The organism is Maribacter taeanensis (assembly GCF_047345145.1).
GTDB lineage: Bacteria > Bacteroidota > Bacteroidia > Flavobacteriales > Flavobacteriaceae > Maribacter_C.
The window spans coordinates 51,835-78,277 of the sequence record NZ_JBLFER010000007.1 but is presented as its reverse complement, the minus strand read 5'-3'; the positions used below and the strand labels follow the sequence as shown (position 1 = coordinate 78,277).

Annotated in this window: 23 protein-coding genes; 4 read left to right on the top strand and 19 right to left on the bottom strand. The window is 37.3% G+C overall.

Annotated features, from left to right (window positions below):
- Positions 1 to 31: 31 nt before the first annotated feature.
- The 12 genes from ACKWCD_RS18245 to tamL all read right to left on the bottom strand — a co-directional run bounded on the left by ACKWCD_RS18245 (position 32) and on the right by tamL (position 15,259).
- Positions 32 to 3,151: a WD40/YVTN/BNR-like repeat-containing protein gene (locus ACKWCD_RS18245; RefSeq protein ID WP_413985405.1), complete on the bottom strand. Its 3,120-nt coding sequence runs from the start codon at positions 3,149 to 3,151 to the stop codon at positions 32 to 34.
- A gap of 89 nt (positions 3,152 to 3,240) precedes the next feature.
- A complete protein-coding gene (locus tag ACKWCD_RS18240; protein ID WP_413985404.1) occupies positions 3,241 to 4,182 on the bottom strand; it encodes a tetratricopeptide repeat protein in 942 nt (313 codons plus the stop codon).
- A gap of 11 nt (positions 4,183 to 4,193) precedes the next feature.
- Positions 4,194 to 5,006: a class I SAM-dependent methyltransferase gene (locus ACKWCD_RS18235; RefSeq protein ID WP_413985403.1), complete on the bottom strand. Its 813-nt coding sequence runs from the start codon at positions 5,004 to 5,006 to the stop codon at positions 4,194 to 4,196.
- Positions 5,007 to 5,109: 103 nt separating this feature from the next.
- Positions 5,110 to 5,565, bottom strand: a complete 456-nt coding sequence (locus tag ACKWCD_RS18230) for a tRNA (cytidine(34)-2'-O)-methyltransferase (RefSeq protein ID WP_413985402.1) — start codon at positions 5,563 to 5,565, stop codon at positions 5,110 to 5,112.
- Positions 5,565 to 5,792: a VF530 family protein gene (locus ACKWCD_RS18225; RefSeq protein WP_413985401.1), complete on the bottom strand. Its 228-nt coding sequence runs from the start codon at positions 5,790 to 5,792 to the stop codon at positions 5,565 to 5,567. The genes ACKWCD_RS18230 and ACKWCD_RS18225 overlap by 1 nt, the downstream gene beginning before the upstream one ends.
- 252 nt (positions 5,793 to 6,044) lie before the next feature.
- A complete protein-coding gene (locus ACKWCD_RS18220) occupies positions 6,045 to 6,908 on the bottom strand; it encodes a sigma-70 family RNA polymerase sigma factor (protein ID WP_413985400.1) in 864 nt (287 codons plus the stop codon).
- Positions 6,909 to 7,068: 160 nt separating this feature from the next.
- Positions 7,069 to 9,279 carry a polyribonucleotide nucleotidyltransferase gene (locus ACKWCD_RS18215; protein WP_413985399.1) on the bottom strand — a complete coding sequence of 737 codons (2,211 nt, stop codon included), beginning with the start codon at positions 9,277 to 9,279 and terminating at the stop codon, positions 7,069 to 7,071.
- A gap of 196 nt (positions 9,280 to 9,475) precedes the next feature.
- Complete coding sequence (rpsO, locus tag ACKWCD_RS18210) at positions 9,476 to 9,745, bottom strand: 30S ribosomal protein S15 (RefSeq protein WP_138659043.1); 270 nt, start codon at positions 9,743 to 9,745, stop codon at positions 9,476 to 9,478.
- Positions 9,746 to 9,866: 121 nt separating this feature from the next.
- Positions 9,867 to 10,373: a hypothetical protein gene (locus tag ACKWCD_RS18205; protein ID WP_413985398.1), complete on the bottom strand. Its 507-nt coding sequence runs from the start codon at positions 10,371 to 10,373 to the stop codon at positions 9,867 to 9,869.
- Between the two features lie 81 nt (positions 10,374 to 10,454).
- Positions 10,455 to 11,321, bottom strand: coding sequence for an acetyl-CoA carboxylase, carboxyltransferase subunit beta (gene accD / locus ACKWCD_RS18200; protein ID WP_413985397.1), 867 nt, complete (start codon positions 11,319 to 11,321; stop codon positions 10,455 to 10,457).
- A 36-nt stretch (positions 11,322 to 11,357) separates the two neighbouring features.
- Positions 11,358 to 12,425, bottom strand: coding sequence for a class II fructose-bisphosphate aldolase (fbaA, locus tag ACKWCD_RS18195; RefSeq protein ID WP_413985396.1), 1,068 nt, complete (start codon positions 12,423 to 12,425; stop codon positions 11,358 to 11,360).
- Positions 12,426 to 12,670: 245 nt separating this feature from the next.
- On the bottom strand, positions 12,671 to 15,259 hold the full coding sequence (gene tamL / locus ACKWCD_RS18190) for a translocation and assembly module lipoprotein TamL (protein ID WP_413985395.1): 2,589 nt from the start codon (positions 15,257 to 15,259) through the stop codon (positions 12,671 to 12,673).
- Positions 15,260 to 15,295: 36 nt separating this feature from the next.
- Here tamL and ACKWCD_RS18185 point away from each other — a divergent pair, with 36 nt between their 5' ends.
- Complete coding sequence (locus tag ACKWCD_RS18185; RefSeq protein WP_413985394.1) at positions 15,296 to 16,018, top strand: TrmH family RNA methyltransferase; 723 nt, start codon at positions 15,296 to 15,298, stop codon at positions 16,016 to 16,018.
- 61 nt (positions 16,019 to 16,079) lie between these two features.
- Here the strand turns inward: ACKWCD_RS18185 and porT are convergent, their stop codons facing one another.
- Together porT and ubiE are read right to left on the bottom strand one after the other, a co-directional pair.
- Positions 16,080 to 16,823, bottom strand: coding sequence for a type IX secretion/gliding motility protein PorT/SprT (gene porT, locus ACKWCD_RS18180; protein ID WP_413985393.1), 744 nt, complete (start codon positions 16,821 to 16,823; stop codon positions 16,080 to 16,082).
- A 40-nt stretch (positions 16,824 to 16,863) separates the two neighbouring features.
- Positions 16,864 to 17,595 carry a bifunctional demethylmenaquinone methyltransferase/2-methoxy-6-polyprenyl-1,4-benzoquinol methylase UbiE gene (ubiE, locus tag ACKWCD_RS18175; RefSeq protein WP_413985392.1) on the bottom strand — a complete coding sequence of 244 codons (732 nt, stop codon included), beginning with the start codon at positions 17,593 to 17,595 and terminating at the stop codon, positions 16,864 to 16,866.
- Between the two features lie 261 nt (positions 17,596 to 17,856).
- On the opposite strand from ubiE, the gene trkA reads away from it, so the two are divergent.
- Positions 17,857 to 19,206, top strand: coding sequence for a Trk system potassium transporter TrkA (gene trkA, locus ACKWCD_RS18170; RefSeq protein ID WP_413985391.1), 1,350 nt, complete (start codon positions 17,857 to 17,859; stop codon positions 19,204 to 19,206).
- Between the two features lies 1 nt (position 19,207).
- Positions 19,208 to 20,698 (top strand): TrkH family potassium uptake protein, encoded by a 1,491-nt coding sequence (locus ACKWCD_RS18165; RefSeq protein ID WP_413985390.1) that lies wholly within the window; start codon positions 19,208 to 19,210, stop codon positions 20,696 to 20,698.
- Between the two features lie 13 nt (positions 20,699 to 20,711).
- On the opposite strand, the gene ACKWCD_RS18160 is transcribed toward ACKWCD_RS18165, so the two are convergent.
- The 3 genes from ACKWCD_RS18160 to ACKWCD_RS18150 all read right to left on the bottom strand — a co-directional run bounded on the left by ACKWCD_RS18160 (position 20,712) and on the right by ACKWCD_RS18150 (position 23,648).
- The gene (locus ACKWCD_RS18160; protein WP_413985389.1) at positions 20,712 to 20,948 is read right to left on the bottom strand and encodes a DUF1059 domain-containing protein; all 237 of its coding nucleotides are present in this window, start codon (positions 20,946 to 20,948) and stop codon (positions 20,712 to 20,714) included.
- A gap of 210 nt (positions 20,949 to 21,158) precedes the next feature.
- The gene (locus ACKWCD_RS18155; protein WP_413985388.1) at positions 21,159 to 22,349 is read right to left on the bottom strand and encodes a pyridoxal phosphate-dependent aminotransferase; all 1,191 of its coding nucleotides are present in this window, start codon (positions 22,347 to 22,349) and stop codon (positions 21,159 to 21,161) included.
- Positions 22,350 to 22,547: 198 nt separating this feature from the next.
- Positions 22,548 to 23,648 carry a fatty acid desaturase family protein gene (locus ACKWCD_RS18150; protein ID WP_413985387.1) on the bottom strand — a complete coding sequence of 367 codons (1,101 nt, stop codon included), beginning with the start codon at positions 23,646 to 23,648 and terminating at the stop codon, positions 22,548 to 22,550.
- 120 nt (positions 23,649 to 23,768) lie between these two features.
- On the opposite strand from ACKWCD_RS18150, the gene rsmG reads away from it, so the two are divergent.
- The gene (gene rsmG / locus ACKWCD_RS18145) at positions 23,769 to 24,404 is read left to right on the top strand and encodes a 16S rRNA (guanine(527)-N(7))-methyltransferase RsmG (RefSeq protein WP_413985386.1); all 636 of its coding nucleotides are present in this window, start codon (positions 23,769 to 23,771) and stop codon (positions 24,402 to 24,404) included.
- Between the two features lie 345 nt (positions 24,405 to 24,749).
- Here the strand turns inward: rsmG and ACKWCD_RS18140 are convergent, their stop codons facing one another.
- Both ACKWCD_RS18140 and ACKWCD_RS18135 read right to left on the bottom strand, forming a co-directional pair.
- Positions 24,750 to 25,262, bottom strand: coding sequence for a DinB family protein (locus ACKWCD_RS18140; RefSeq protein WP_413985385.1), 513 nt, complete (start codon positions 25,260 to 25,262; stop codon positions 24,750 to 24,752).
- Between the two features lie 132 nt (positions 25,263 to 25,394).
- Entirely contained in the window at positions 25,395 to 26,363 is a 969-nt protein-coding gene (locus ACKWCD_RS18135) for a DKNYY domain-containing protein (RefSeq protein WP_413985384.1), read from the bottom strand.
- Positions 26,364 to 26,443: the final 80 nt, after the last annotated feature.

The following is a 26,443-nucleotide window of genomic DNA, read 5'->3' as shown; positions in this document are numbered from 1 at the left end:
CTTAAATAGACCATTAATTCTCAAAATCAGTTTACTTTTTAATTTCTGAGCCACCAACTTTTGTTAATACCTCATTAACCTTGGGTAATTGCTGATTTAAGATTCCCGTTAGGTTACCGAGATGATTTTCAAGTTCCTTTGATAATTCCTCAAAAACCTTATATGCTCCATCTGTTGGTTTCGCTTCGCCATTTTCCATACTGCGACGCAGCGAAGCCAATCGGTTGTTCAGTTTGATGGGAAAATTCAATGGGTCTTGATTGGATTGATTTTTCACCTGATACAGTTCTTCTTCCACTCCTGAAATTTTTTCTAAAAAGGGAGAAATGATTTTCTTGAAATCAGGACTGGAAATCTTTTGCTTGGCGGAATCAATAGTTGCTTTCATTTCTCGAATACGAATTACAGTTTCGTTTGCCGTGCTTGTTTTTTGCATAATCTTGTTGGCCAAATCAAACTGCTCATCCAAATCTTCTTTTGTAATCCCTTTTAAATTAGGATTCATTTGAACCTCAAAAGCATAAGTATTTTCATAATCTTTGGTTTTCATTCGGACTTTGTATTTTCCAATCGGAGCTTTCGGACCACGTTGTGGTCTTGCGCTCCAAATAATCATTCCGTCAAATTCCGTAGCGCCCGGATATCTTAAATCCCAGCTAAACGTATTGATGCCTTTTGCCGTAGTGGGTTTTGTAGAACCTCCTTTTTGCCACCAGGGTAAGTCTGGGTCAACTTCATATTTTGGTTTACTTCCCGTAAAAGTATTTATCAATTTATCGTTCGCATCTAAAACCTCGAAGGTGATGGTATCTTGCTGCTCCTTCAGATAGTATTGAATTGACGCATTGCCAATGCCCCGAATCGCATTTGCTGGTTCAAACAATACCCCGGATTGATTTTTCATTTCAGGTTTGTATTGCCGAAGCGGTTGTATATCATCTAAAATCCAGAATCCTCGTCCATGCGAACCTAAGACTACATCATTGTCTTTGACCACTAAATCTCGAATTGGTGTATCAGGAAGTTTCAATTGTAAGCTTTGCCATAGTTCCCCATCGTTCATGGAAAAGTAAACTCCATGCTCGGTAGCTAAGAACAATAATCCTTGGCGAACGGGGTCTTCTCGGACGGCTCTTGCAAAATGACCGTCTTCTATTCCGTTGATAATCTTTGTCCATGTTTTTCCAAAATCATGTGTTTTGAAAACGTAGGGTTGACGGTCGTCTACTTGATAGCGATTTGCCGCGACAAATAATGTTCCTGGGCGATGTTTTGATTCATCAATGATACTAACTCTCGAAAATTTAGGCAGGTTTTTCGGGGTGATGTCTTCCCAATTTTTCCCGCCATCTCTGGTAATATGAATTTTGCCATCATCAGAACCCGCCCAAATCGTATTGATATCATGGAAAGAGGGCGCTAAAGCAAAAACGGTAGCATAAATTTCAGGACCATTCATATCCATAGTAATGATACCACCTGTTTTACCCAATGTTTCAGGGTCCGCATAAGTCAAATCGGGACTGATTTTCTCCCACGATTGTCCATCATCAGTTGTTTTCCAAACATGCTGAGAACACGTATACATCACTTTTGAATCTTGTGGAGCGAACATGATAGGGAAGGTCCATTGCCATCTTTCAGGAAGTGCACTTGCTGGCTCTCCAGAAAAGAAACGAGGATATACCTGAATATCTCTAGTTTGCCCATTACTTCGGTCGTATCGTGTTAGGAGTGCACCTTGACTTCCCGCATAAAAAATATCCTTGTTTTCAGGATGCTGGGTAATCCAACCACTTTCACCACCACCCACAGCGTAGTACCAACCATGATTGGGTCCGCGCGCTTGTCTATGGCTCCAACCATCACTGGGCATGGCCAAAGTACTGTTGTCTTGTTGTGCGCCAGCCACATGATAAGGAACATCACTTGTAGTCATGACATGGTAAAACTGCGTGGTTACATAATCCTGTTCTGTCCAACTTTTTCCGCCATTGATACTCACATTTCCACCTCCATCGTTAGAATTAATCATACGGTCGGGATTGTTTGGGTCTATCCATAAATCGTGATTATCACCATGAGGTACTTTGATGGTTGTGTCGAATGTTTTTCCTCCATTGGTGGATTTGTAAAAACCGGTATTTAGGCAATAGACGGTTTCTTTGTCCCAAGGGTCTGCATAAATTCTCGAATAGTAGAAAGCACGCTGTCTTAGTTTGCGTTCATCATTGGTGCGTTCCCAAGTCTTACCGCCATCATCGGAACGAAAAACACCACCTTCATTGGCTTCTACAATCGCCCAAACTCGATTGGAATCTGCAGGAGAAACGGTAACTCCTATTTTTCCAATAGGTGGCGCTGGCATTCCAGAGTTGCTTGTTAAATCGGTCCATGTATCACCACCATCAACAGATTTCCATAATTTTGAATCGCCACCGCCACCCCACATTTTCCAGGCTTTACGCTGTACTTCCCAGGTACTTGCATACAATACTTTTGGATTGTTTCGGTCGATGATAAGGTCAACCGCTCCAGCTTTCGGACTTACGTATAAAACTTTTTCCCAAGAATTTCCACCATTTGTACTTCGGAATACTCCACGTTCTTCATTTTCGCCATACGGATGACCCAAGGCCGCTACATAAACAATTTCTGGATTGGTAGGATGTATACGAATTCGTGCAACCGCTTGTGTTTCTTTCAAGCCAAGATGCCGCCATGTTTTTCCGCCATCCTTTGTTTTGTAAACACCATCACCTTGGGTAATACTTCCACGTAATTGAACCTCTCCCATACCAATGTAAACTATATCAGGATTGGTTTCTGCAACCGCCACAGCTCCGACGGATGAGCTTGTTACTTGTCCATCAGTAACGGCTTTCCATTCGGTTCCGCCATCTACGGTTTTCCATAGTCCACCACCAGTGGCTCCGAAGTAGTATTCGTTAGGTCTTTCGGGACTTCCAGCAGCTCCTAAAGAACGTCCCCCGCGATTTGGACCGATATTTCGCCATTCCAATCCTTCATAAAAAGACTTTTCAATGGTCGAGACGGTATTGGTCTTAGCTTTTGATTTTTTTTGAGATGTTGCAGATTGAGCACTCCCGAGAAATACAGCAATCAGCAGTATTTTAAAATATGTTTTCATACGATGTTTCTTTTGGTTGGTGTTGAAGTAGAACTATGGAAACCTTCTTAAAAGTAGTAAAACAATAGTTTATTTAAATCATATTAGAGTTAATTTGTGCCTTGGTCAAAGTATTCGATAAGGTCACTTTCAGCTGCTATATAACCAAAGGAACTCCAAGACTTGCTCTCAACCAAACTGCTCATCATTTCCTTTGCTTTTTCCTTATCATCATTATAGAAATACCAATTGGCAACTCCATAAAGTACCGCATTGTTGGAAGGACTTCCTGTTTTTGTCTGTAAAAGAGAATCCACAGGAATCAAGCCTTTATATAGTTTACAGAGTTCATGATAGCTTTGATTTTCAATGACATCCATTTCAGCTTCAATAGGGTCTAGCATTTTAGTGGCCAATATTGAATCTCCGAGGCGTTGTTGTATCATATAAAGCCAATGCGTACTCGAAACGATATTATCAGGAAGCCTTCCTGAAGCTCTACATTTAGTATAAGCTTCAAAAGCTTTTTCATAATCATGTGTCAGGTAATAAGCCAATCCCAAGTGATACCAGATATTACTATGCAAAGTGCTTACAGGAATATTCATTGCATTGGGCATTCCGTCAGGTTCGATTTCATTTTCAGTCTCTTCGATTAGTTGGCCAGCTTTTTCTAAATCAGCAATAGCCTTATCGAACTTTCGGAGAGAGATATAACGGTGTCCTCGATGTCGATACAACCTTGCATCCTCTGGAAACTTCTTGATTCCCCCGGTGTATATGGCTATGGCATCTTCGTACTTTCCTAAATAGGCAGTTCTTCTTCCATACCAGATGACCTTATCGACATCATCAGGATTTGTCTCATAATCCTCTTTGGCTATAGTATATTGACCCAATAATTTTTCGGAAGGTTCTGGCAAGATGATTTCCTTTCCCAAAGGAGTAAGAAAATCTATCTGAGGTTCAGCGGAAGCGACCTCCTCTTTTTTTGCCTCCCGACAGCTAGACAGAATAAGCACTACTAGTAGAACAATTCCAAGCTTTTTCATGTGAGTTTTGATTACATCTTTTCTGCAATGACTTCCACCATCAAACAGGGGCATATGGTAGCACCATCAATTTTTTCTAATTCTTCCAATTCAAGAAGTGCTGCGTTAACTTCTTCTAGAGTCAGATATTTTCGGGGGATGAGTCGTGGAAAGTAGCTTTGAAAGAAGGTTTTAGGCCATTGCCAAACTCCATTTTTTGGAGTGGCCATTTTTGCCATGGGTCTTATACCGAGGACTTTCATTCCAATTTCAGGCAGTATAGTTGGTAAATGTCTTCCTATATCAATTTCATTATCTGAATCTTTAAAACTTTTTAAAGCCATACGAATAGCTTTAGCTAGCGCTTCTTTTCTGGGTTCAGTTTGCAGCAACCCCCATTCATAGTATTCTTGAATAACCATTCTACCGCCAGGTTTTAATGCCGTAGCGACTTTTTCAAGTATTTCCTTTGGATTTGGAATCCAGGCCAAGGCCCACCTACAATACATGGCATCAATGCTATTTGGTTGCAATTTCATTTCGTCGAAATCACCATGAATTGTTTCAATATTGAGATTGTATTGTTGGGCAATGGAATCTAAAAATTTGATGTACTTCTCTGATTTATCGATTGCGATTACCTTTCCTTTCTCACCTGCGAGAAATGAAAGTTCTTTGGTGCAATAGCCTGGTCCACAACCTAAATCAAGAAATGTTTGTCCTGCACTAAAATTTGCCAAGCGCCAACCTCGTTGGGCTTCTTCGGCCCAGACTTGGTGTTGAACACCTAGCCTGAAAAGTTCTTCTTCATCTGCGCCTAAAATGTATGCGTTATTTTCTTTCAAAGTTTAGGTTCCTTTTATGTAAACAATTAGTAGTTTCTTATAAAAGTAGTGAAAACAGGGTTATAAAATTTCCATGAATCAAATCATGAAAAATTCCCTAGTATTATTGTCGAATGGTTTTTAATCCTTCATAGACTACAATGCCAACAGAATTTGCCAAATTTAAACTTCGAATGTGTTTACTAAATAAAGGGATTTTATAAAGCTGGCTCGGATTACTTTCAATGATTTCTTTCGATAGTCCAACCGATTCCTTTCCGAATACTAAGAACATACTGTTTTTAAATTCAATTGACCAATGCTCTTGTTTTCCATGGCTCGAAAAGTATACTAAATTTTTGTCACCATGGGTGTTGAAAAACTCAGCTTTGCTTTCATACATATGTACTTCGAGATGCTGCCAGTAATCCAAACCGGCTCGTTTTAGGCGAGAATCACTTAATTCAAATCCGAAGGGTTTAACCAGGTGTAAAGTAGAGCCTGTAGCTAGGGCAAGTCTTCCAATATTTCCGGTGTTATTCGGAATTTCAGGTTCAATAAGAACAATATTAAATGCCATTATTTCTTGATAGATTGTAAGTATAAATATTCTACTTTCTCTCTTGCCCAAGGCGTTTTTCGAAGAAACTTTAAACTAGATTTTATGGATGGATCGCTTTTAAAGCAATTGATATTTACTTGACCTGCTAAGTCTTCCCATGTGTATTTTTGAGTAAGATGTTCTAAGATGTCTGCCAACTTTACACCATGGAGTGGGTTATTGGGTTGTTCTTGTTTTTTATCCATGGAATTGAAAATACATAAAATAAAGCTTTCGCTAACTATTAATTGTATCTTAAAAGTGTCTACTTTCTTTACAAGTCTCGTTAAATCTATAAAATGAAAAAACTCCGGTAATCAGCCGGAGTTTATTCATCAATCAAAAAACGAACAGTCATGATAAACTGTTGTTATCTTCAAAATTACAATTTATATGCCATAAATCCAATTTAAGGAGATTTTAACAGATAAACCGTTGTAATTCTATGTTATTCTGGATTATCCAAGATATGTTTTCAAGATTTTACTTCTTGAAGTATGCTTTAATCTACGGATTGCTTTCTCTTTAATTTGACGAACTCTTTCTCTTGTAAGGTCAAAAGTTTCGCCAATTTCCTCTAAAGTCATAGAATGTTGACCTGCCAAACCGAAGTATAAGCGAATCACATCTGCCTCTCTAGGCGTTAAAGTTTCTAAAGCACGTTCGATTTCAGTACGTAAAGATTCATGTAATAATTCACGATCTGGGTTTGGAGATTCACCACTACGAAGTACATCGTACAAGTTTGAATCTTCACCAGCAATTAATGGAGCATCCATAGATACATGACGACCTGAATTCTTTAAAGATTGCTTTACATCTGCAACCGTCATATCTAATTCTTTTGCAATCTCTTCGGCAGAAGGCATACGTTCATGCGCTTGCTCTAAAAATGCAAAGGTTTTGTTGATCTTGTTAATTGAACCAATTTTGTTCAATGGTAAACGAACAATACGTGATTGTTCAGCTAAAGCCTGTAGGATAGATTGACGAATCCACCATACGGCGTAAGAGATAAATTTGAAACCACGGGTTTCATCAAAACGTTGTGCCGCTTTAATCAATCCTAAGTTTCCTTCATTGATTAAATCTGGCAGAGTAAGGCCTTGGTTTTGGTACTGCTTTGCAACCGATACTACGAATCGAAGATTGGCTTTTGTAAGTTTTTCAAGAGCGATCTGGTCGCCTGCCTTGATACGTTGTGCCAATTCTACTTCTTCATCTGCAGTAATCAAGTCAACCTTGCCGATTTCTTGCAAGTACTTGTCCAAAGATGCGGTCTCTCTATTAGTGACCTGTTTTGTAATCTTAAGCTGTCTCATTTTCGGGGATTAAATTTATAATTTAATAGACTGCATATACTTATACGTACAATTCTTTGAAATGTTACAAAAGCGTAAAAAAAATGTTTATTAATCGGTTAAACTGCATAAAAAAAGCCTCAACTTTTCAGTTGAGGCCTTTATCTTTAAGTTGAAGAAATTAATCTCTTCTTGGTTTGCGATCTCTATTATCTCTTCCACGACCACGATCTCTATCGTTGCTACGTGGCGGTCTTTCAACATAACCTTCAGGTTTTTCTAAAAGCGCTTTGCGCGATACTTTTTCCTTACGAGTACGTTTGTCTAGACCGAAGTATTTCACATCAAATACATCGCCCATGTTCACAACATCAGAAACATTTTCTGTGCGTTCCCAAGCTAATTCAGATACATGTAATAAGACTTCGTTTCCTGGAGCATCCATATATTCAACAACAGCACCAAAATCAAGCATTTTGATTACTTTCACTTCATATACACTGCCAACTTCTGGCTTGAACATTACAGAATCTATCTTAGCAATTACTGCATCAATACCTTCTTGACCTGTGCCCAAAATTTCAACAATACCTTCTTCTGTTACAGGATCCTCGTTAATGACGATAGTCGTTCCTGTTTCTTTCTGAAGTTCTTGTATCACTTTTCCACCAGGACCAATCATAGCTCCGATAAATTCATTAGGAATACGTCTCGTTACCATTTTAGGAGCGTAGCTCTTAACATCTGCATTAGGAGCAGGGATGGTATCTGTTAGTTTCTCTAAAATATGTAAACGTCCATCACGAGCTTGTTTCAATGCATTTACAAGAATCTCGTACGACAATCCTTTTACTTTGATATCCATCTGGCAGGCCGTAATTCCATCAGCAGTACCAGTTACTTTAAAGTCCATATCACCAAGGTGATCTTCATCTCCTAAGATATCCGAAAGAACAGCGTACTTACCAGAATCAGCATCTGATATTAATCCCATTGCGATACCAGAAACTGGTTTTTTCAATTGCACACCAGCATCCATAAGAGCCATAGTTCCTGAACAAACTGTTGCCATAGAAGAAGAACCGTTAGATTCTAATACTTCAGATACAACCCTTACTGTATAAGGACAATCTTCAGGGACCATTCCTTTAAGTGCACGTTGTGCTAAGTTACCGTGACCAACTTCTCTACGAGATGTTCCACGAATAGGTCTTGCTTCACCTGTACAGAAAGGAGGGAAGTTATAATGTAAATAGAAACGCTCTTCACCTTCTTGCGATGGCATATCTATTTGATTAGCATCTCTAGATGTTCCTAAAGTTACCGTAGCCAAGGCCTGAGTTTCCCCACGGGTAAAGATAGATGAACCGTGAACAGATGGTAAGTAATCTACCTCACACCATATTGGTCTGATTTCATTTGTTTTACGACCATCCAAACGCTGACCTTCATTTAAGGTAAGGTCACGAATCGCAGCTTTTTCAGCAGCACGGTAATACTTGGAAACCAATCCACCGTAGTCTTCTAATTCTTCTTCAGAAAAAGTAGCCTTAATTTCTTCTTTTATTTCAGAGAAAGCAGCACTTCTTTCGTGTTTTGCAGAACCAGCTTTTGCAATGGCATATACTTTGTCGTATGCCATGTCATGAACTTTTTTAGCCAAATCTTCGTCTGACCTTTCCTCAGGATATTCACGAACTTCTTTCTTTCCGAAAGCTTCAGCCAATCTCAATTGAGCAGCACACTGTACTTTAATAGCTTCGTGAGCGAACTTGATGGCTTCCGTCATTTCCTCTTCAGAAATTTCATCCATTTCACCTTCAACCATCATCACAGAGTCAGCAGAAGCACCAATCATCATATCGATATCAGATTCTGCTAACTGCGCTAAAGTTGGATTGATGATAAATTCACCATTAACACGCCCTACTCTTGCTTCAGAGATAGCACACTCGAAAGGGAAATCTGATAATTGAATCGCAGCAGAAGCAGCCAAACCAGCCATTGCATCTGGCATAACGTCTGGGTCATGAGACATTAACTGAATCATCACCTGAGTTTCAGAGTGATAATCTTTTGGGAATAATGGACGTAATACACGATCCACCAAACGCATTGTTAGTACTTCGCCATCACTTGGTCTTGCTTCTCTTTTGAAGAATCCTCCTGGGTAACGACCTGCCGCGGCAAATTTTTCGCGGTAATCTACGGTTAATGGAAGGAAATCAACATCTTTTTGGTCGTAGTTAGAAACTACGGTACACAAGAGCATACATTTTCCTGATTGAACAACAACAGAACCGTGCGCCTGTTTTGCTAATTTTCCGGTTTCGATAGAAATTTCCCTACCGTCACCAAGGTCTATGACCTCTCTAAATACTTTTGGAATCATAAAATTGATTTGTATCCGCCAACGGGCGGACTGTTAAACAATGGTCATCCGGATGTTGAGACCGGAAGGTTGTGTTGTTGTATGTGCCGAAAGCACTTGACCAATGAAAAACTGTGTGCAGCTTTTAGTTTTGCCTTAAACTGATAAGGACTTTATATAAAAATAGGGGTTGAAAAATTTTCAACCCCTATGAATATTATTTTCTAATGCCTAGTTCTTTGATGAGTTCACGATACTTTACGATATCCTTTTTCATCATATAATCAAGAAGGCTTCTTCTTTTACCTACCAATTTTACCAAAGAACGTTCTGTGTTAAAATCTTTGTGATTTTTCTTCAAATGCCCAGTCAGGTGATTGATACGGTGTGTAAACAATGCGATTTGACCTTCGGTAGAACCTGTGTTCTCTGCTTTTCCGCCGTGTTTCTTAAAGATTTCGGCTTTTACTTCTTTTGTTAAGTACATGCTAATATTATTGTAAATGATTATTATGTATCTGACTGTTTTTCAATCAGGCTGCAAAGGTAAAAATATTTTTTTGATGCGGAAGTATTGTCACGGTATTATTTTAAGGCTTGATAAGCACCTAAAATGCACAGCCAGTGTGCAATGGTTCAGCTTCTTCTAAATCTTTGGCAAACTCAATGCTTAAATTCTCTGGAATAAATCCACTAGAAACTGTACCTCTAAAAACTCTGCTGCCGTAGCTAGTAGTATTCATATGAGCCCTGATGTAAACCTCGGTATCAGCTGAAATGGATACAGGACCACCAGAGCGAGTAAAAGGTTGTTCCTCTACATGGCTATGCCCAAGAATTCTGCGGTACAAAAGATTTCCATCCAAATCAATGACTTCCCACCAGTTTGCATATTGATTGCAACCCAAATCAGGACTAGAAATCGTAACACTAAACGTGTATTGATCGTCGGTCCCTGAAACGGAAACATTTGTAACTTGAGCAACCCCATCTGTAGTTTCTTGCATTTCCTCTTCTTCCATGCCGATATTAGGGTCCGCAGTTTCATCAGAGGAAGAACAACAACTCAACCAAAGGACTAGTACTATTAGAAAAGAAGATATGGAAAGCTTCATATGTATACTTTAAATAATTAATCGCTATTCGTAACACTTCATTACAAATAGCGATTAAAAATATTTTGAACTGCGACTACACTAGCTAGCCGAACGAATTGGGTTGTTTTGAATCAAATCAATGTACAAATTGATTTTCTTTTTCAAATCTCGACGATGTGAGATAAAATCCAAGAAACCATGTTCTTTTAAGAATTCTGAAGATTGAAAACCTTCTGGAAGGTCTTTTCCTGTGGTGTCTTTTACAATTCGTGGCCCGGCAAAACCTATCAGGGCACCTGGTTCGGCAATATTAATATCGCCCAACATAGCATAAGATGCAGTTGTTCCGCCGGTAGTTGGATCGGTACAAAGTGATATGTATGGCAGTTTTGCTTCAGCTAATTGCGCTAATTTTGCAGACGTTTTTGCTAATTGCATTAGAGAAAGAGCAGCTTCCATCATTCGGGCTCCTCCTGATTTAGAAATCATTACAAAAGGAACTTTCTTTTTGATAGCATAGTCTATACCGCGAGCTATTTTTTCACCGACGACGCTTCCCATTGAACCTCCAATAAAATTAAAATCCATACAACATATGACAAGGTCTTTGCCAAAAGATTTTCCGAAGCCGGTTCGAAGTGCATCTTTCAGACCTGTTTTCTTTTGTGCTGCAACTAAACGTTCTTTATATTTCTTGGTATCCTCAAATTTCAAAGGATCTTTAGATGTGAGTTTGGCATCTAGTTCTTTGAATTTATTGTCATCAAAAAGAATTTCAAAATACTCTTTACTTCCTATACGAACGTGGTAATCGTCCTCTGGACTTACATAAAAATTCTTTGCTAAATCTTCAGATTCTACAATCTTACCCGTTGGAGATTTATACCAAAGACCTTTGGGTGTGTCTTTCTTTTCCTCTGTCGCTGTTTGTATTCCTTTTTCCTTGCGCTTAAACCATGCTGACATAAGTAATCAATTTAGATTTGGAAATTTACAAAAAAATTAAAGTGTATTGACATTGTTTAAGTCTTCGAAAGCTTTTTTCAAACGCTCAACGAATGATTGCTCTCCTGCCCGTAACCAAACTCTAGGGTCGTATTTTTTCTTGTTAGGTTCATCAGCCCCTTCTGGGTTACCGATTTGAGATTGCAAGTAGTCTTTATTTTCTTGAATATAATCTCTAACTCCTGCAAGAAAAGCATATTGCAAGTCAGTATCGATATTCATTTTAATTACTCCGTAACTAATACCTTCTCTAATTTCTTCGACTGTAGAACCAGAACCACCATGAAAAACAAAATCGATATGATTATGTTCTACTCCGTATTTCTTGGAAACATATTCTTGAGAATTCTTTAAGATTTTTGGTGTCAGTTTAACATTGCCTGGTTTGTAAACTCCATGCACATTACCGAAAGCAGCTGCAATAGTAAACCTAGGACTTACTTTTGAAAGTTCTTCATAAGCATATGCCACTTCCTCAGGTTGTGTATACAATTTAGAATCATCAACATCTGAATTGTCAACGCCATCTTCTTCACCGCCCGTTATACCAAGCTCAATTTCAAGAGTCATGTCCATTTTGGACATTCTTTCCAAATATTCTTTGCATATTGCGATGTTCTCTTCAATAGGTTCTTCAGAAAGATCAATCATATGAGAGCTGAACAATGACTTGCCTGTTTCGGCGAAATGTTTTTCACTTGCGTCTAATAAACCGTCAATCCAAGGAAGTAATTTTTTAGCGCAATGATCTGTATGTAAAATAACTGTTGCACCGTAAGCTTCCGCTAACTGGTGTACGTGTTTGGCCCCAGCAACAGCACCTTGGATAGCCGCATTTTGATTTTCGTTTGATAAGCCTTTACCAGCGTTGAACTGTGCTCCACCGTTGGAAAACTGAATTATCACAGGGGCACTTAAAGCAGCTGCTGTTTCTAGAACACCATTGATGGTGTCTGAGCCGATTACATTTACTGCAGGAAGTGCAAAGCCTTTTTCTTTCGCATAGTTGAAAATTTCTTGAACTTCATCTCCGGTTGCAACTCCTGGTTTTATATTGTGAGCCATAATATTCTGATTGATTAATTTTTAAAATAACGGTGCAAAAATAGTGAAAATAGAACTGTTAGTTTAAAGGTAGGTTTAAAAATTAGGGAGTTCACGATTTATCTTAGCTATGTTATTTTATTGATGGAATAGACCTTGCTTTTCTATTAAATTCACAAAATATTTACAATTCTCCAACCTTAAAGGCTTTAGATTAAGCTTTGATGCAATTCTCAAACAAATGGAATTGATCATTCTCTTTGTGTCTAGAAAGGGTAGTTGATACCAATTTGAAGTTCAGACTTGTAATCATTAAACCATCTTTGAGAGTCTGTAAGAGCAGGATTGTATGCTTTGAAACCTAAGTCGGCACGAAGAACAAAATATGTAAAATCATAGCGAATACCGAAGCCAGTACCAAGGGCCAAATCTTTGAGTGATTCAATACCATTAAAAGTTGCCTCTGGGTCATCTACATTATCAAAGACATTCCAAATGTTTCCAGCGTCAGCGAAAAAAGCTCCTTTGAAACTACCGGCAATCGGAAATCGGTATTCTAGGTTAAAAGCTAATTTTAAATTTGCTTCATTGAAATCATTTGCTGCATTGGTTCTGCCAGGGCCAAGCTCATAAGGTCTCCACGCGCGGTTATCGTTTGCTCCCCCAGCAAAATAACTCCGAACAAAAGGAATGTTATCTGAATTTCCATATGGAATTGCTATACCCAGAAAACTTCGAAAGGCGAGAACGTTAGAACCTGAGAGGTCCCAGTATTTGACATAATCAAACTCTGTTTTTATATATTGAGAGTAGGGTACGCCAAAGATTAAAAGATCATTGTCATCTACTGCAGGGTCGTTATTCTCTTCATCAAATGGAATTATATATGATAAAGCGGAAAGTAGATTTCCAGCACTTTCTATCTTAAACCTGAATTGGGAAAAACTATTATCTGTTACTCCTGTTCTATTGGTCGTATTAAAAGAATAGTTGCTGGCAAAAATCAAATTATTTTCAGTTAGCCTTCTTTGACGTTCGTTAATACTTCGAACATTGCTAATATTTTCTTGACTGGCTGGAATGTCACCGCCAAGAATAGAATCTATAAAAGTACTAGTGCCACTTGGTATGATTAAATTATCTCCGTTGAAAGAATTCTCTAAAATGGGATTGTTTTTAAAATCTTCATCACCATCATTTGCAATTTCATTTAAACGATCATAGGTGTTACCGTAGACAATAAAGAAACGTTCTTTATTTAGATTACGAACAAACTGAATATTCAATAGTTCAAGATTATTTTTTTTTGACTCTTTAGGTGTCCAATTATACCCCAGAATGGTATTGAAGGTTTGCTTGTCTAAACCAATATTTTTTTGAAAACTAGTTCCGATAGATAGGTTTGTTTGCGGCAGCATGTAATTGGGTATTACTCTGTCTGTATTTAAAATGGGAAACCAAATTCTTGGAAAACTTAAATTAATATCCGCACCGATCTCGGAGAAAGTGTCTTCCGTTTCTGTCTCGTTACTTAATAAGCCAAAAGAGCCATTTGCCGAAATACTAAGATTTTCAGCACCTTTAAATACATTTCTAATTAGTAAAGAAGCACTCGCACCAATACCAATTTTTCTTCTACTTGAGGTGGTAACCTCCAAACTCGGCGCAAAAGAATATTTTGGTTTTGTAGCTAAATAAATATCGGCAGATAAATTTGTTCTTGTACTGTCTTCGACAAAATTTAGAGAGGGATATTTGAATACATTCAAATTCGTTAATTGGCGCAGGGTTCTCAATCTATCAGTATCACTATAAATACTGTCCTTTTCAAAGAAAATAGCATTGGTTAAAGTCTTGGGTTTAAATCGTAATTTATTTCTATAAAAAACGGTGTAATCACCAAATCGCTCGAATTTCAATTCTCCCTCACTGTCATCACTAAGATAATCGGTATATACGTTGATCTTATCAAATTTGAAAACTTTGTATTCTGATGTAGTTACAGAATTTTCATCACGTTTTTTTAGGTTGTCAATATTTAACTCGATATCCATCAGGCGATCGTTGCCTACTTGGGTTGTATCACTTATGACATCATATTTTATAGCACTTTCTTGAAAATTATATACTCCACTATTTCTGAAAATAGTAGTAAGTCTCTCTCTTTCGCTATTGAAATTTTCAAGATCGAATTGCTGCCCAGCTTTGACGAAGGAATTTTCTTTTTCTAAATTGTAAATCGAGTCAATAGCACTAGATGCGATGTTATGGGAAACAGAATCGAGCTTATATGGGTCACCGAGATTAATATGATAATTAACAGCCACTCTTTGTTTCCGCTTTAAAAAGTCAATATCATATGAGGTTGTATTGTTAAAGTATCCTTTTGTACTGTAATATGCTTTTAAGCGCTCTAAGGTTCTTCTAGTTTGCGTTGTGTCTAGAATTGCCGGAGCTTCACCAATTTTTTTTAACCACTGACTAAGGCCTTTCACCATAAATGATTCCCCTAATCTATTCACCTGTTTTTCTGATAAAAAATTGGTTAAGCGTTCTTTTCGCTTGGGTTTTTTGTGTAGCCAATTTTGATAAGAAGAATCAGGATTTACCTTTGCAAGGTTATATAAGTTTAAACGTAGAGGATAGCCTAATAAATCACTATTTGGTTTTTGTATGATTAAACTTTCAATATCCTCACTAACTACTTTGGTACTATCCGTCCAAATGGTATTGCGCTTTATCAAAAGGTCGTTATCATCTACTCTTTTCAAAGAGTTACAAGACACAATTACCGTGGCTATCAATAATAAGCTTATTTTAGCGCGACAAGGTTTACCTGGTAAAAGGGTCTTCATAGGAATCAAAAATACGTTAAAAAACACATTAAATAAATGGTTGCTAAAAGCGAATTAAAACTAATACGGAGCTTACAGCAAAAAAAGTACCGAAATCAACATCAACTATTTTTTGTAGAAGGAAAAAAGACAATACAAGAACTTTTAAATTCAGATTTCAAACCCCACAGTGTGTTTTATTCTGACCAGAATATCCTTGATTTTTCAGCTCCTTTTCTTCATGAAATTTCCGCTTCAGAGCTCCAGCAAATAAGTATGCTCAAAAAGCCTAATGGTGTTTTAGGGGTTTTTCATATTCCGAAGCCAAAAGAAATAAATAACAAAGATTGGATTGTAGTGCTTGATGATGTTCGTGATCCTGGAAATTTAGGCACTATAATTCGATTATGTGATTGGTTCGGAATTCAAAATTTAGTTTGCTCCAGGAATACGGTTGATTGCTATAATCCAAAGGTGCTTCAGGCCACGATGGGTTCTATTTCAAGAGTGAATATTACTTATTTAGATCTCGCTAATTTTTTAAAGGGTGCAAATAGTATAATTTATGGTGCTTTCATGGATGGAAAATCAGTTTATGAAAGCGAACTTTCAGATAAGGGAGTTATTATTCTTGGCAATGAAGCTAACGGAATATCTGCACAAATAGAAGCTTTGGTTTCTCAGAAAGTAAGTATTCCGCAATATGGAAACAAAACCACAGAAAGTTTGAACGTGGCCACTGCATCTGCTATTTTATTGAATGAAATTAGGAGGCGTTAGTAAGTGTAATATGTTTTATTTTTAAGGCAGTATTCCGAGATTTTGACTTTGGCAATGTCTATTATTCAAATGTAAAATTGATAAATAAACCTCTCGTTCGCATGGCATCAATATTACCAGTCCATGGACTACTAGGGTTATTGTCAGGAACCAATTCATCAGTTATCGCGAAAACACCTCGAATTGAAGGAGTGAACTTGAAATATTCCAAGTAAAAATCTATTCCGAAGCCTAGCTCATAATTATAAACCCACTTTTTCATTCGAAAAGTACCCGAAGAATTATCATCAAGAGCGGTTTCATTGCTGCCTAAATTTAAAGAAGTAGAAGCACCTCCAATCAGAAAGGGTTTGAAGTTTCCAAAACGTCGCGTACCAACTTTTAAAAGCAAGGGGAAATTGATGTACGTTGATTTTACTTCGCGTATTGATTGTCCCTCTCTAAGTTCGGGGCTAGAAGAACTTAGTAGCTCTGGAAAACGTAATGTCCTTAGGTTATAAGCTAAGCCAGGTTCAAAACGCAAATCTAAAAATTCGTTAATCCGCATTTCACCTATGAGACCTACGGTGAATCCAAAAGATTTAGCAACCCAAATATCGGTCAAATCGTTTCCCTGAGCATCTGTCCCTTGATTATCTTTGTAGTCAAATTTAAAATCGTACTGATTCAGCCCTAAATAATAACCATAGTTTAAGAATTTTTTATCCTTATTCTCAATATTAAGAACTGGTTTTTCTTTAAACTGAGCTGACAATGGAGAACTTAGAATAAACATCCCAAGAAGAAGAAATACTAATCTATTCATTTAGTTAAATTATAAGGGTCTTTGCTTACACTGAATTTGGTTAGGCTTTCGTTGCAACATATATAGAAGCAACTCCAAAAGTTTGGGGTTTATTCTCTACCTCTATAAACCCGATTTTACGCAAAATATTGTTGAAGTTTTCGCCGTGTGGAAAAACCGCCGCAGATTCAGATAAATAAGTGTATGCGGAACGATCTTTTGAAAAAAGTCGCCCGACCAAAGGAAGAATATAATTACAATGAAAATAATACCCTTGCTTGAATGGAGTTTTAGTTGGTACTGACGTTTCGAGTACAACAAAGGTTCCAGAAGGTTTTAAAACACGATAAATTTCTGCTAGTCCTTTATCTAAAGTTTCAAAATTACGAACTCCAAAAGCTACAGTTATAGCATCAAACGTGCTATCATCGAAGGGAAGATTTTCACTGTCTCCCACTACCATTTCGATAGTTTCATGAAACTTTTTTTCATTGACTTTCTTTTTTCCAACCTCAAGCATTCCAGGCGAGATATCTAATCCGACAATTCTTTCCGCTCCGGTTTTGATCATATTTATGGCTAAATCGCCAGTGCCCGTGGCAATGTCAAGAATAGATTTAGGTTGTTTTTTCTTTAGAATAGCTACCACACGTTTGCGCCATTTGATATCAATACCAAAAGAAATAACACGATTTAGTCCATCATAATTACCTGAAATGGAATCGAACATCTGGGTGACTTGTTCCTTTTTGCCAAGTTCAGAATCTTTATAAGGAGTTACTTTTTTCGACATTATCAGCAAATTTTTGGCAAAGATACGATATAAGCCTGCATATAAGGTTCTTATTGAGATACAATAAAGTGACTGTGCCTTAGTTTAATACTTGTGTGAAATCGGTGGTAAGGTGACAAAAATTGTGTAGTTTTGCTCCGCAAATCTTTGCAAATTTTTCTTGAAATGAGCTGTAAAAAAGCCAAAATGTCTCAAGCGACATTTCTTTCTGAGTTGAGGTGGTTGTCAAAAACCGTTTCTAAACAACAATAGTGGTATTCGATGAAAATTATAATTGCTGGCGCTGGTGAGGTAGGCTTTCATTTGGCAAAACTACTTTCTTACGAATCTCAAGATATTACCTTGATTGATACAGACAAGGAAAGTCTAACTTATGCTGACAATCATTTAGATATTAGAGTGCTGCGTGGCGATGCAACTTCTATTGCTGTCCTAAAGGATGCTCAGGTACAGAATTCGAATCTAGTAATTGGTGTAACCTCTTCTGAAACAACGAACATAACGCTATGTATGTTGGCAAAGCAGTTAGGGTGTGAACGAACGATAGCGCGTATTTCGAATACAGAATTTGTTGATTGCAAAGACACTATCAAGTTTGATGAGTTGGGTATTGATGAACTGATTTCTCCTGAGGAACTGGCGGCAACTGAAATTCAACTGCTTTTAAACAAATCTGCATTTAACGATACTTACGAGTTTGAGGAGGGTGAATTGATCATGGTGGGTGTTTCTCTGCCCAAATCTGCCCCATTTGTTGGCAAGATGGTAAAAGAGGCGGCAACAATTTTTCCAGAATTGCATTTTATGCCTATTGCTTTAAAACGCATGGGCACTCAATATACAGTAATTCCCAGAGGTGATACGGTTTTTAAAGAAGGAGATCAAGTGTATTTCATCACAGTGAAAGAAGGAGTCGATGAACTTTATAAACTTACTGGTAAGAAAAAAGAGGAGATTAAAAATGTAATGATTCTTGGTGGCAGTAAAGTCGGATTTAAGGCGGCAAGAGATCTTTGTGCTAAAAAATTCAATGTAAAACTGATTGAAAAGAATAAAGAAAAGGCCTTTGACTTAGCAGATGACCTGCCAACAGCCTTAGTTATAAATGGAGACGGTCGAAATGTTGAACTTCTTGAAGAAGAGAGTCTTGAATCAATGGATGCCTTTATAGCGGTTACAGGAAATTCAGAAACCAATATCATGTCGTGTTTAGTGGCAAAGTCAAAGCACATTAAAAAAACAATCGCCTTGGTTGAAAACATGGATTATTTTCAACTATCTCATTCAATAGGTATTGATACTTTAATCAATAAAAAACTTTTGGCTGCCAATAATATTTTTAGACACATTAGAAAAGGTGATGTGGTTGCATCAATGCGTTTGAACAATCTAAATGCTGAGATTTTGGAATTTGTCGTTAAACCAGGTTCTAAGGTTACAGGTAATAGTATTCGCAACCTAGACTTTCCAAAAGAGGCCACTATTGGGGGAGTTGTTCGAGATGGTGTGGGCGTTATTGCTCTTGGTGGATACGAAATACAGGCGGGAGACCGTGTTGTTGTTTGTTGCTTACCTGAAGCAATTTCTAAAATCGAAAGACTGTTCTTGTAACATGCGACTAAATTCCAGAATTATTCTTCACATCATGGGTCTGCTATTATTAGTCAATGGCGGTTTTATGTTGGTGGCTGCTGCAGTTAGTTTAATCTATAAAGATGGTGCTACACTAGATATTTCTTTGGCCGCGCTGAGTACTATGTTTACGGGAATGCTACTCATGTTTGCTACGAGAAAGCATAAGAAAGAAGTACAGCGTAAAGAAGGCTATATAATTGTAACTTTTGGCTGGATTGTGATGTCCCTTTCGGGGATGTTACCCTATCTTTTTTCAGGTGCAATACCTGGAGTAACTAATGCTTTTTTTGAGACTATTTCTGGTTATACAACTACTGGAGCCTCAGTCGTTGATAATATTGAAGCCCTCCCGGAAGGAATTTTACTTTGGCGAAGTCTGACCCATTGGATAGGTGGAATGGGTATTATCGTTTTAGCAATAGCAATTTTACCGCTATTAGGAATAGGAGGTATGCAGCTTTTTGCTGCCGAAGCACCGGGCCCCAGTGCGGATAAACTTCATCCTAGAATTACAGATACAGCAAAAAGGCTTTGGTTGATTTATGTGGGTTATACCGCAGCTGAAACACTTCTATTAAGTATTGCGGGAATGTCCTTTTTTGATGCCATTAATCATGCTTTGGCTACATTGTCAACTGGTGGGTTTTCTACAAAGAATGCAAGTGTCGCTCATTGGAATGATACCCCAGCGATTCAGTATATCATAATGTTATTTATGTTCTTAGCTGGAAGCAATTTTGTCTTAAGCTACTTCGCTTTTAAAGGTAAAATACAACGAATCTTAAAAGACGAAGAGTTTAAGTTCTATGCCGGCTTTATTTTACTATTTACAATACTAGCCGCCGTGGTTATCTATTTTCAGGCAAATGTACCTGTTTCAGATTTTCATCCAATGGTTTTGGGTGAAGCGGAAAGTTCCATACGTCATGGGCTCTTTCAAGTTATCGCAATAGTTACTACGACAGGATTTGTAACTGCAGATTTCACAAGTTGGACACCCTTTTTAACCATCTTTTTCTTTGGTTTGTTTTTCTTAGGAGGTTCAGCTGGTTCCACTGCAGGAGGTATCAAAGTTATGCGTCACTTACTTATTATTAAGAATGGAATATTAGAATTTAAACGAACCTTGCACCCCAATGCAATTATTCCTGTGCGTTACAATGACAAAACAGTAAAGGAACATATTGTTTATAATATCATAGCCTTTTTTGTGCTTTATATGTTACTCTTTATAATAGGGGCATTAGTCTTAGGAATTCTAGGGCTTGACTTTGAATCTGCTATAGGAGGGGCGGCTTCATCCTTAGGCAATGTGGGTCCAGCTTTGGGTAGCCTTAATCCAGTAAGTAATTTTAATAGTTTGCCCAATGCTGGCAAATGGTGGTGCGGATTTTTAATGCTCGCAGGAAGACTTGAACTTTTTACAGTATTAATTCTTTTAACACCTTATTTCTGGAAGCGAACTTAGTTCAAATTGATAACTAATCTTCAGGTAATGCTTCGAACTCTCTTCTGCGTTCGCCAAACCAAGCTTGCATTGCTTCTGGAGATTTCATAAGGTTCTGCATGTTATTCATTGCTTCAAGATGGGCGGAGTCACCTTTTTGAAACATCTCCATTGCATGTTTTTTACTAAGCTCAGCCATTTCTTCAAAAGTATCTGCTTGAAATTTGGTGTCACAAGCTCCTCCGAGCTGTTTGCATGTCATCGTCTTCATCGTTTTGGTATTTAGGTTCAAAAGGTTGGTTTAAAGTTACTTAGAATTTACTTGAAATCTAAGAACTGTCTTTGATTTTTCTGAGGATACTTTTCTTAAGTTGGAAAGATAAATCTCACAATGTTCTTTAGTAATGCTATTATTCACCTTTAAATAAAAAAACCGCATCAATTTGGAATTGGTGTGGTTTGAATATTTCAAGTGATTTTTTTAAGCCACAGCGGCTTTAATTCTAGAGATTGCTTCCCGAATATCTTTTTCCGAAGCCGCATAAGAAATACGAATACAATTGCCATTTCCAAATGCATCGCCAGTTACTGTGGCAACATTTGCATTTTCCAACAAATACATGGCAAAGTCAGAAGCATTGTTAATGTTAGTTCCATTTAAAGTTTTTCCAAAATATGCAGTAACATCTGGAAAAACATAAAAAGCTCCTTCAGGCTCATTACATTTGAATCCGTCGATACCGTTTAATAATTCTAGAATTAAAGTTCTTCTTCCTTTAAATTCGTCAACCATATATTGAACACGACTTGGCGATTCCACTAAAGCAGTTATAACGGCACGTTGCGCAATACAATTTGCTCCACTAGTTACTTGACCTTGCAATTTGTTGCAGGCACGAGCAATATATGTGGGAGCTCCAATATAACCAATGCGCCATCCAGTCATGGCAAAAGCTTTTGCTACTCCGTTTACCGTAACTGTTCTATCATACATATCCTCAAAAGCAGCCATCGAAGCATGGGCAGTAACGCCGTAGTTGATATGCTCATAAATTTCATCACTCACAACTACAATCTGAGGATGTTTTTTTAAAACATCAGCTAATCCTCTTAATTCTTCTATGCTATAAATTGAACCACTTGGATTACAAGGCGAACTATACCAAAGCATTTTAGTTTTCGGAGTAATGGCTTCTTCAAGCTGCTCTGGAGTCATTTTGAAATCAGTGTCTATAGAGGTTGTTACTTCTATTGGTACACCACCAGCTAATTTCACAATATCACTGTAACTCACCCAGTAAGGGCAAGGTAAAATAACTTCATCGCCTTCATTCAAAACTACCTGGGCAACATTGTAAAGTGCTTGTTTGGCTCCCGTCGAAACAACTAATTGCGATCGGTTATAGGTTAAATCATTATCCCGTTTTAATTTGGTGATGATTGCATCCTTTAAATCTACATAACCATCAACGGGTGTATATGAATTGTAATCGTCATTTACCGCTTGTATAGCGGCGTCTTTTATGTAGTCAGGAGTATTGAAATCAGGTTCACCTAAACTGAGTCCGATGATATCTTTGCCTGCTGCTCTTAATTCGCGGGCTTTTGCAGCCATTTCAAGGGTTGCTGAAGGAGTGACATTGTTTATTCTATCTGATAGTTGGTTGCTCATTAGAGTACGGGTTTAAAATGCACCCCAAAATTACAGCATTTACTATTCTTTTTTGTGAGAAAAAGGAATTGATTATTAACTATTTGAAAGCACTTTGTGAATAGCGTAAAAATAAGTAGCTCAATAATCGTGATTCGGCTTTTTAATTGTCTGAATGGATTATTGAGCTACTAAAAGAAAGCTGCTGTATAATTGCAGTTATACTTGTAAAGCTGGCTGTTTTCCTAATTCCTTCAAATGTTTAAAATGGGAAAAAATCGCTTTTCGCGTAGTTTTATATTCGTTATATGGTAAATTAAATTCCTTTGCAGTTTCCTTTACGATTTTAGAAATTTTGGTGTAATGAACATGACTGATATTCGGAAAAATATGGTGTTCGACCTGATGATTCAATCCTCCCGTAAACCAGTTTACAATCTTATTCTTTGTGCCAAAGTTTACAGTTGTAAACAATTGGTGAATAGCCCATGTATTTTTCATAGTTCCGCTTTCGTCTGGCAACGGAGTTTGTGCATCGTCTACAATATGTGCTAGTTGAAAGGTCACACTTAATATTACGCCAGCCACATAGTGCATGATAAAGAAACCTAGAAGAATTTTCCACCAAGCAATATCAACGAAGATAAGTGGGAGTACAATCCAAATCGTAACATATAGTAATTTGGTAATTACTAAGGTGCTCCAATTCACAGCAGGACTCGGTAGTTTACCATAAGAAAGTTTACGTTTCATGTAGCGGTACATTTGCTGAAAATCGGTCGTAATGGCCCAATTAAAAGTCAATAATCCGTAAAGAAAGACCGAGTAAATATGTTGAAATTTGTGGTGTTTTTGCCACTCTGCATGTTTTGAAAAGCGAAGAATGCGACCCGCTTCCATATCTTCATCATGCTCGTGAATATTCGTATAAGTATGATGCAATACATTGTGTTGTACTTGCCAGTTGTAAACATTACCTGCCAAAATGTAGATACTGCTTCCCATGAGTTTATTAACCCATTTTTTATTGGAATAGGAACCGTGGTTGCCATCGTGCATTACATTCATGCCAACACCGGCCATACCCACTCCCATAAGAATAGTTAGTAGCAAATTGGCCCAAGTAGGTAGACCTAAAGTCAATATTAGAAAGTAAGGGGTTAAGAACATTGCGAACATAATAATAGTCTTTAGATGCAATCTCCAATTCCCTGTTTTCTTTAATTTGTTTTCTTTGAAATAATCATTAACTCTTTTGTTCAAAGTCTTAAAAAACTGTGCAGAATCTTTTCTGGAAAATCGAACGGTAGTCTGGTTCATAGTAAGCGCATTTTTTTACAAAGGTAAGGGAATGGAATCCCTCTTTATCTGAATACTTTCCCAAAAAAAGAAAATATTAGTGCTTGTGAATATACTATTTTTGTTGAAATTTTAATTCAGATGGGGATAGAAATAGTGTTAAAGTATTTTCCTGATATCACTGAGGAGCAAAAAGAACAGTTTGGTCAATTGGAAAATCTATACAAAGATTGGAATCAGAAGATTAATGTGGTGTCCAGAAAGGATATTGATGAACTCTATATTCGTCACGTATTACATTCTCTCGGTATAGCAAAAATTCAACAGTTTCTCCCTGGAAGCAAAGTTATGGATGTAGGAACGGGTGGAGGTTTTCCAGGAATTCCCTTAGCCATTTTATTCCCTGAAACACATTTTACCTTAGTAGATTCTATTGGAAAAAAAATAAAAGTAGTTGAAGAAGTTGTAGAAGGTTTAGGAATTACCAATGTCACTTCAATAAATTCGCGAGTGGAGGAAATTAATGAGCAGTTTGATTTTATTGTAAGTAGGGCAGTCGCCTCAATGCCTACTTTTACACATTGGGTAAAAGGCAAAATCAAAAAAGAATCGATTCACGAACGACGAAACGGCATCTTATACCTAAAAGGAGGTGATCTTTCAGAAGAGCTCCAAGATTATCGAACAGCTGAAATTTTTAATTTACCCAACTATTTCGAAGAGGACTTTTTTGCTACTAAGAAGGTAGTTTATTTGCCACAAAAATTTAGGGGCTAACTAAGCACTTAAAATTCTGTTGAAAGAATAACGGCAATTTCGCGCGTAGTTTTTTACGAAGTTGACTATGTTTTTCTTGTTGTAGTTTTTATTTTTTTTGTCTGTATTATTATTTATCTCTTTCATAATCTGCAGCTTTTTTAGACCAGGGCAGGTGATTTTTAAATTAATTTACAATTACTTAACGTTAAATTTACATTAAAATTGTTTAAAAATCAATTTTAGAGAATTTAAATAGTTGATATACAGATTTTAAGGATAAGATAACACCTCAAATAAAGTGACGGTTTTTTGCATAAAAAAAGGTGCCAAATAGCACCTTTAATAAAGATATTTTTAGGAGAATTACTTGCTCCATGGCGGAACAACACCATTTGATCGTGCATAAGCAATTAATTGCCCTTTGTGCTCTCCATTATGCTCCATCATAGCTAAAAGCCCACCCAGTTTGTTCATTTTGGCAAAACCAAAATCGACTTCCTCATTAAGTGCAGCCGTCTCAACCATTGTGATTTTGTCAAGAACAAACGCATTTGACTTTTTCAAAGCGGCAATAATATTATCTTTTCCTGTGATTTTGCCTAAATTCATCATATCAACATCTTCCGGCGGAGCAAACCCCATTTTAGAAGCTAAAAAATAATTTCCCCCCGCTACATGCATCAGGGCCTCTCCCACAGAATTAACTCCCTCTGCAGGCCTCCAGTCGTACTGCTCTTCAGAAAAGGCCTCGGCCAACTGAATAACTTGATCTTGATTGCCAGATAAAACGGCTTGAATAGTAGTTTGTGCAAGATTGTCTTGGGCGTGCATAGCAAAGAACGATAATGTCAAAACTGACATTAGTAAAAATTTCATTTTCATTTTTGTGTTTTTAAGTTAAAAAATCAGTTACCTAAGGGAACTACTCAAATGTACTGAAATATTCGAAGTTAATTTTACTTGAGTTTTTTTACAACCTTAAAAAAGTAGTGGGTAGTATCTCTTTCTTTACTCTTGAAGTTGCCCTTCATCGTAAATACCATTCTTATCAACGTACATATGACTCATTTTCTTTTTTCTAAAGCTTTCGGGATCTGCATTCTGTACTATCTTATTTTTGTAATAGACATGCCTTGAATCTTTTGCATACCAATAATCTATGATTTCAAAACTTTTTGCATCGATATCATGTCGCGGAGTGCCATCGCAGTATATCGTATTTGAAATCTTTAGAAAATAGTGATTCAAATATTTTACTTCGGATTCATTGATGTAAGGTATGGAAATTAGATGCGGGCTATCTTCTGTAAAAAAAGAGAGCCAATACACATTTTTATCATCAAGTGCATGATCGCTTTCACCTAGAATTTTAAGAGTGGATGGATTTGCTTCAAAAAAACGGAATTTTTGATCCTCTTGAACAAATGTTTTGCTGGCGTCTTTGGCGAAATAGAGGTTTAGTACTTCGAAGCTATCAAAATCTGCATCGACCTTATTATTCTGGTAAAAATGATTTATTCCGTCGTTAGCCCAATCGCCGAGTGTTCGGGAGTAGGTTTTAGGATTGGCACCTTCCACCACTTGAACCACTCCCTCATAGCTTTCGCCATTATGAATTTTGTTAAAAACATAGACGTGATTTTCGTCAAAACCTACATCGCTCAAATATTCTTCATCTTTAACATAAAAATCAGCTAGGTCTATACTTCTATTTTCTACTGGGAACGCCTCAAAATAGATTCGGTCTTTATCCTTACTTAGCCATCTACTCAAAACTTCAAAGCTAGCGAAATCTGCTGGTATTTCACTGTTGCCCAATTCAAACCAATTGCCCATAGGGCTATAGCGAATTTGGTTTTCTGAATTGTTGTAGTAATGACTATCAGATTTTTCCGCGTCAACAGGATTTCCCAGCGGACTACAGGCTTGAAAAATCCAAAATAAAGGAGCTATGAGAATTTTGAATAGGGTTTTCATCTTTGGTTGGTGCATGGTTAAACTGCTACTAACTAATATAAATAGGAACGAAAAGGCCAAAGATACATTGTATGTTTCGG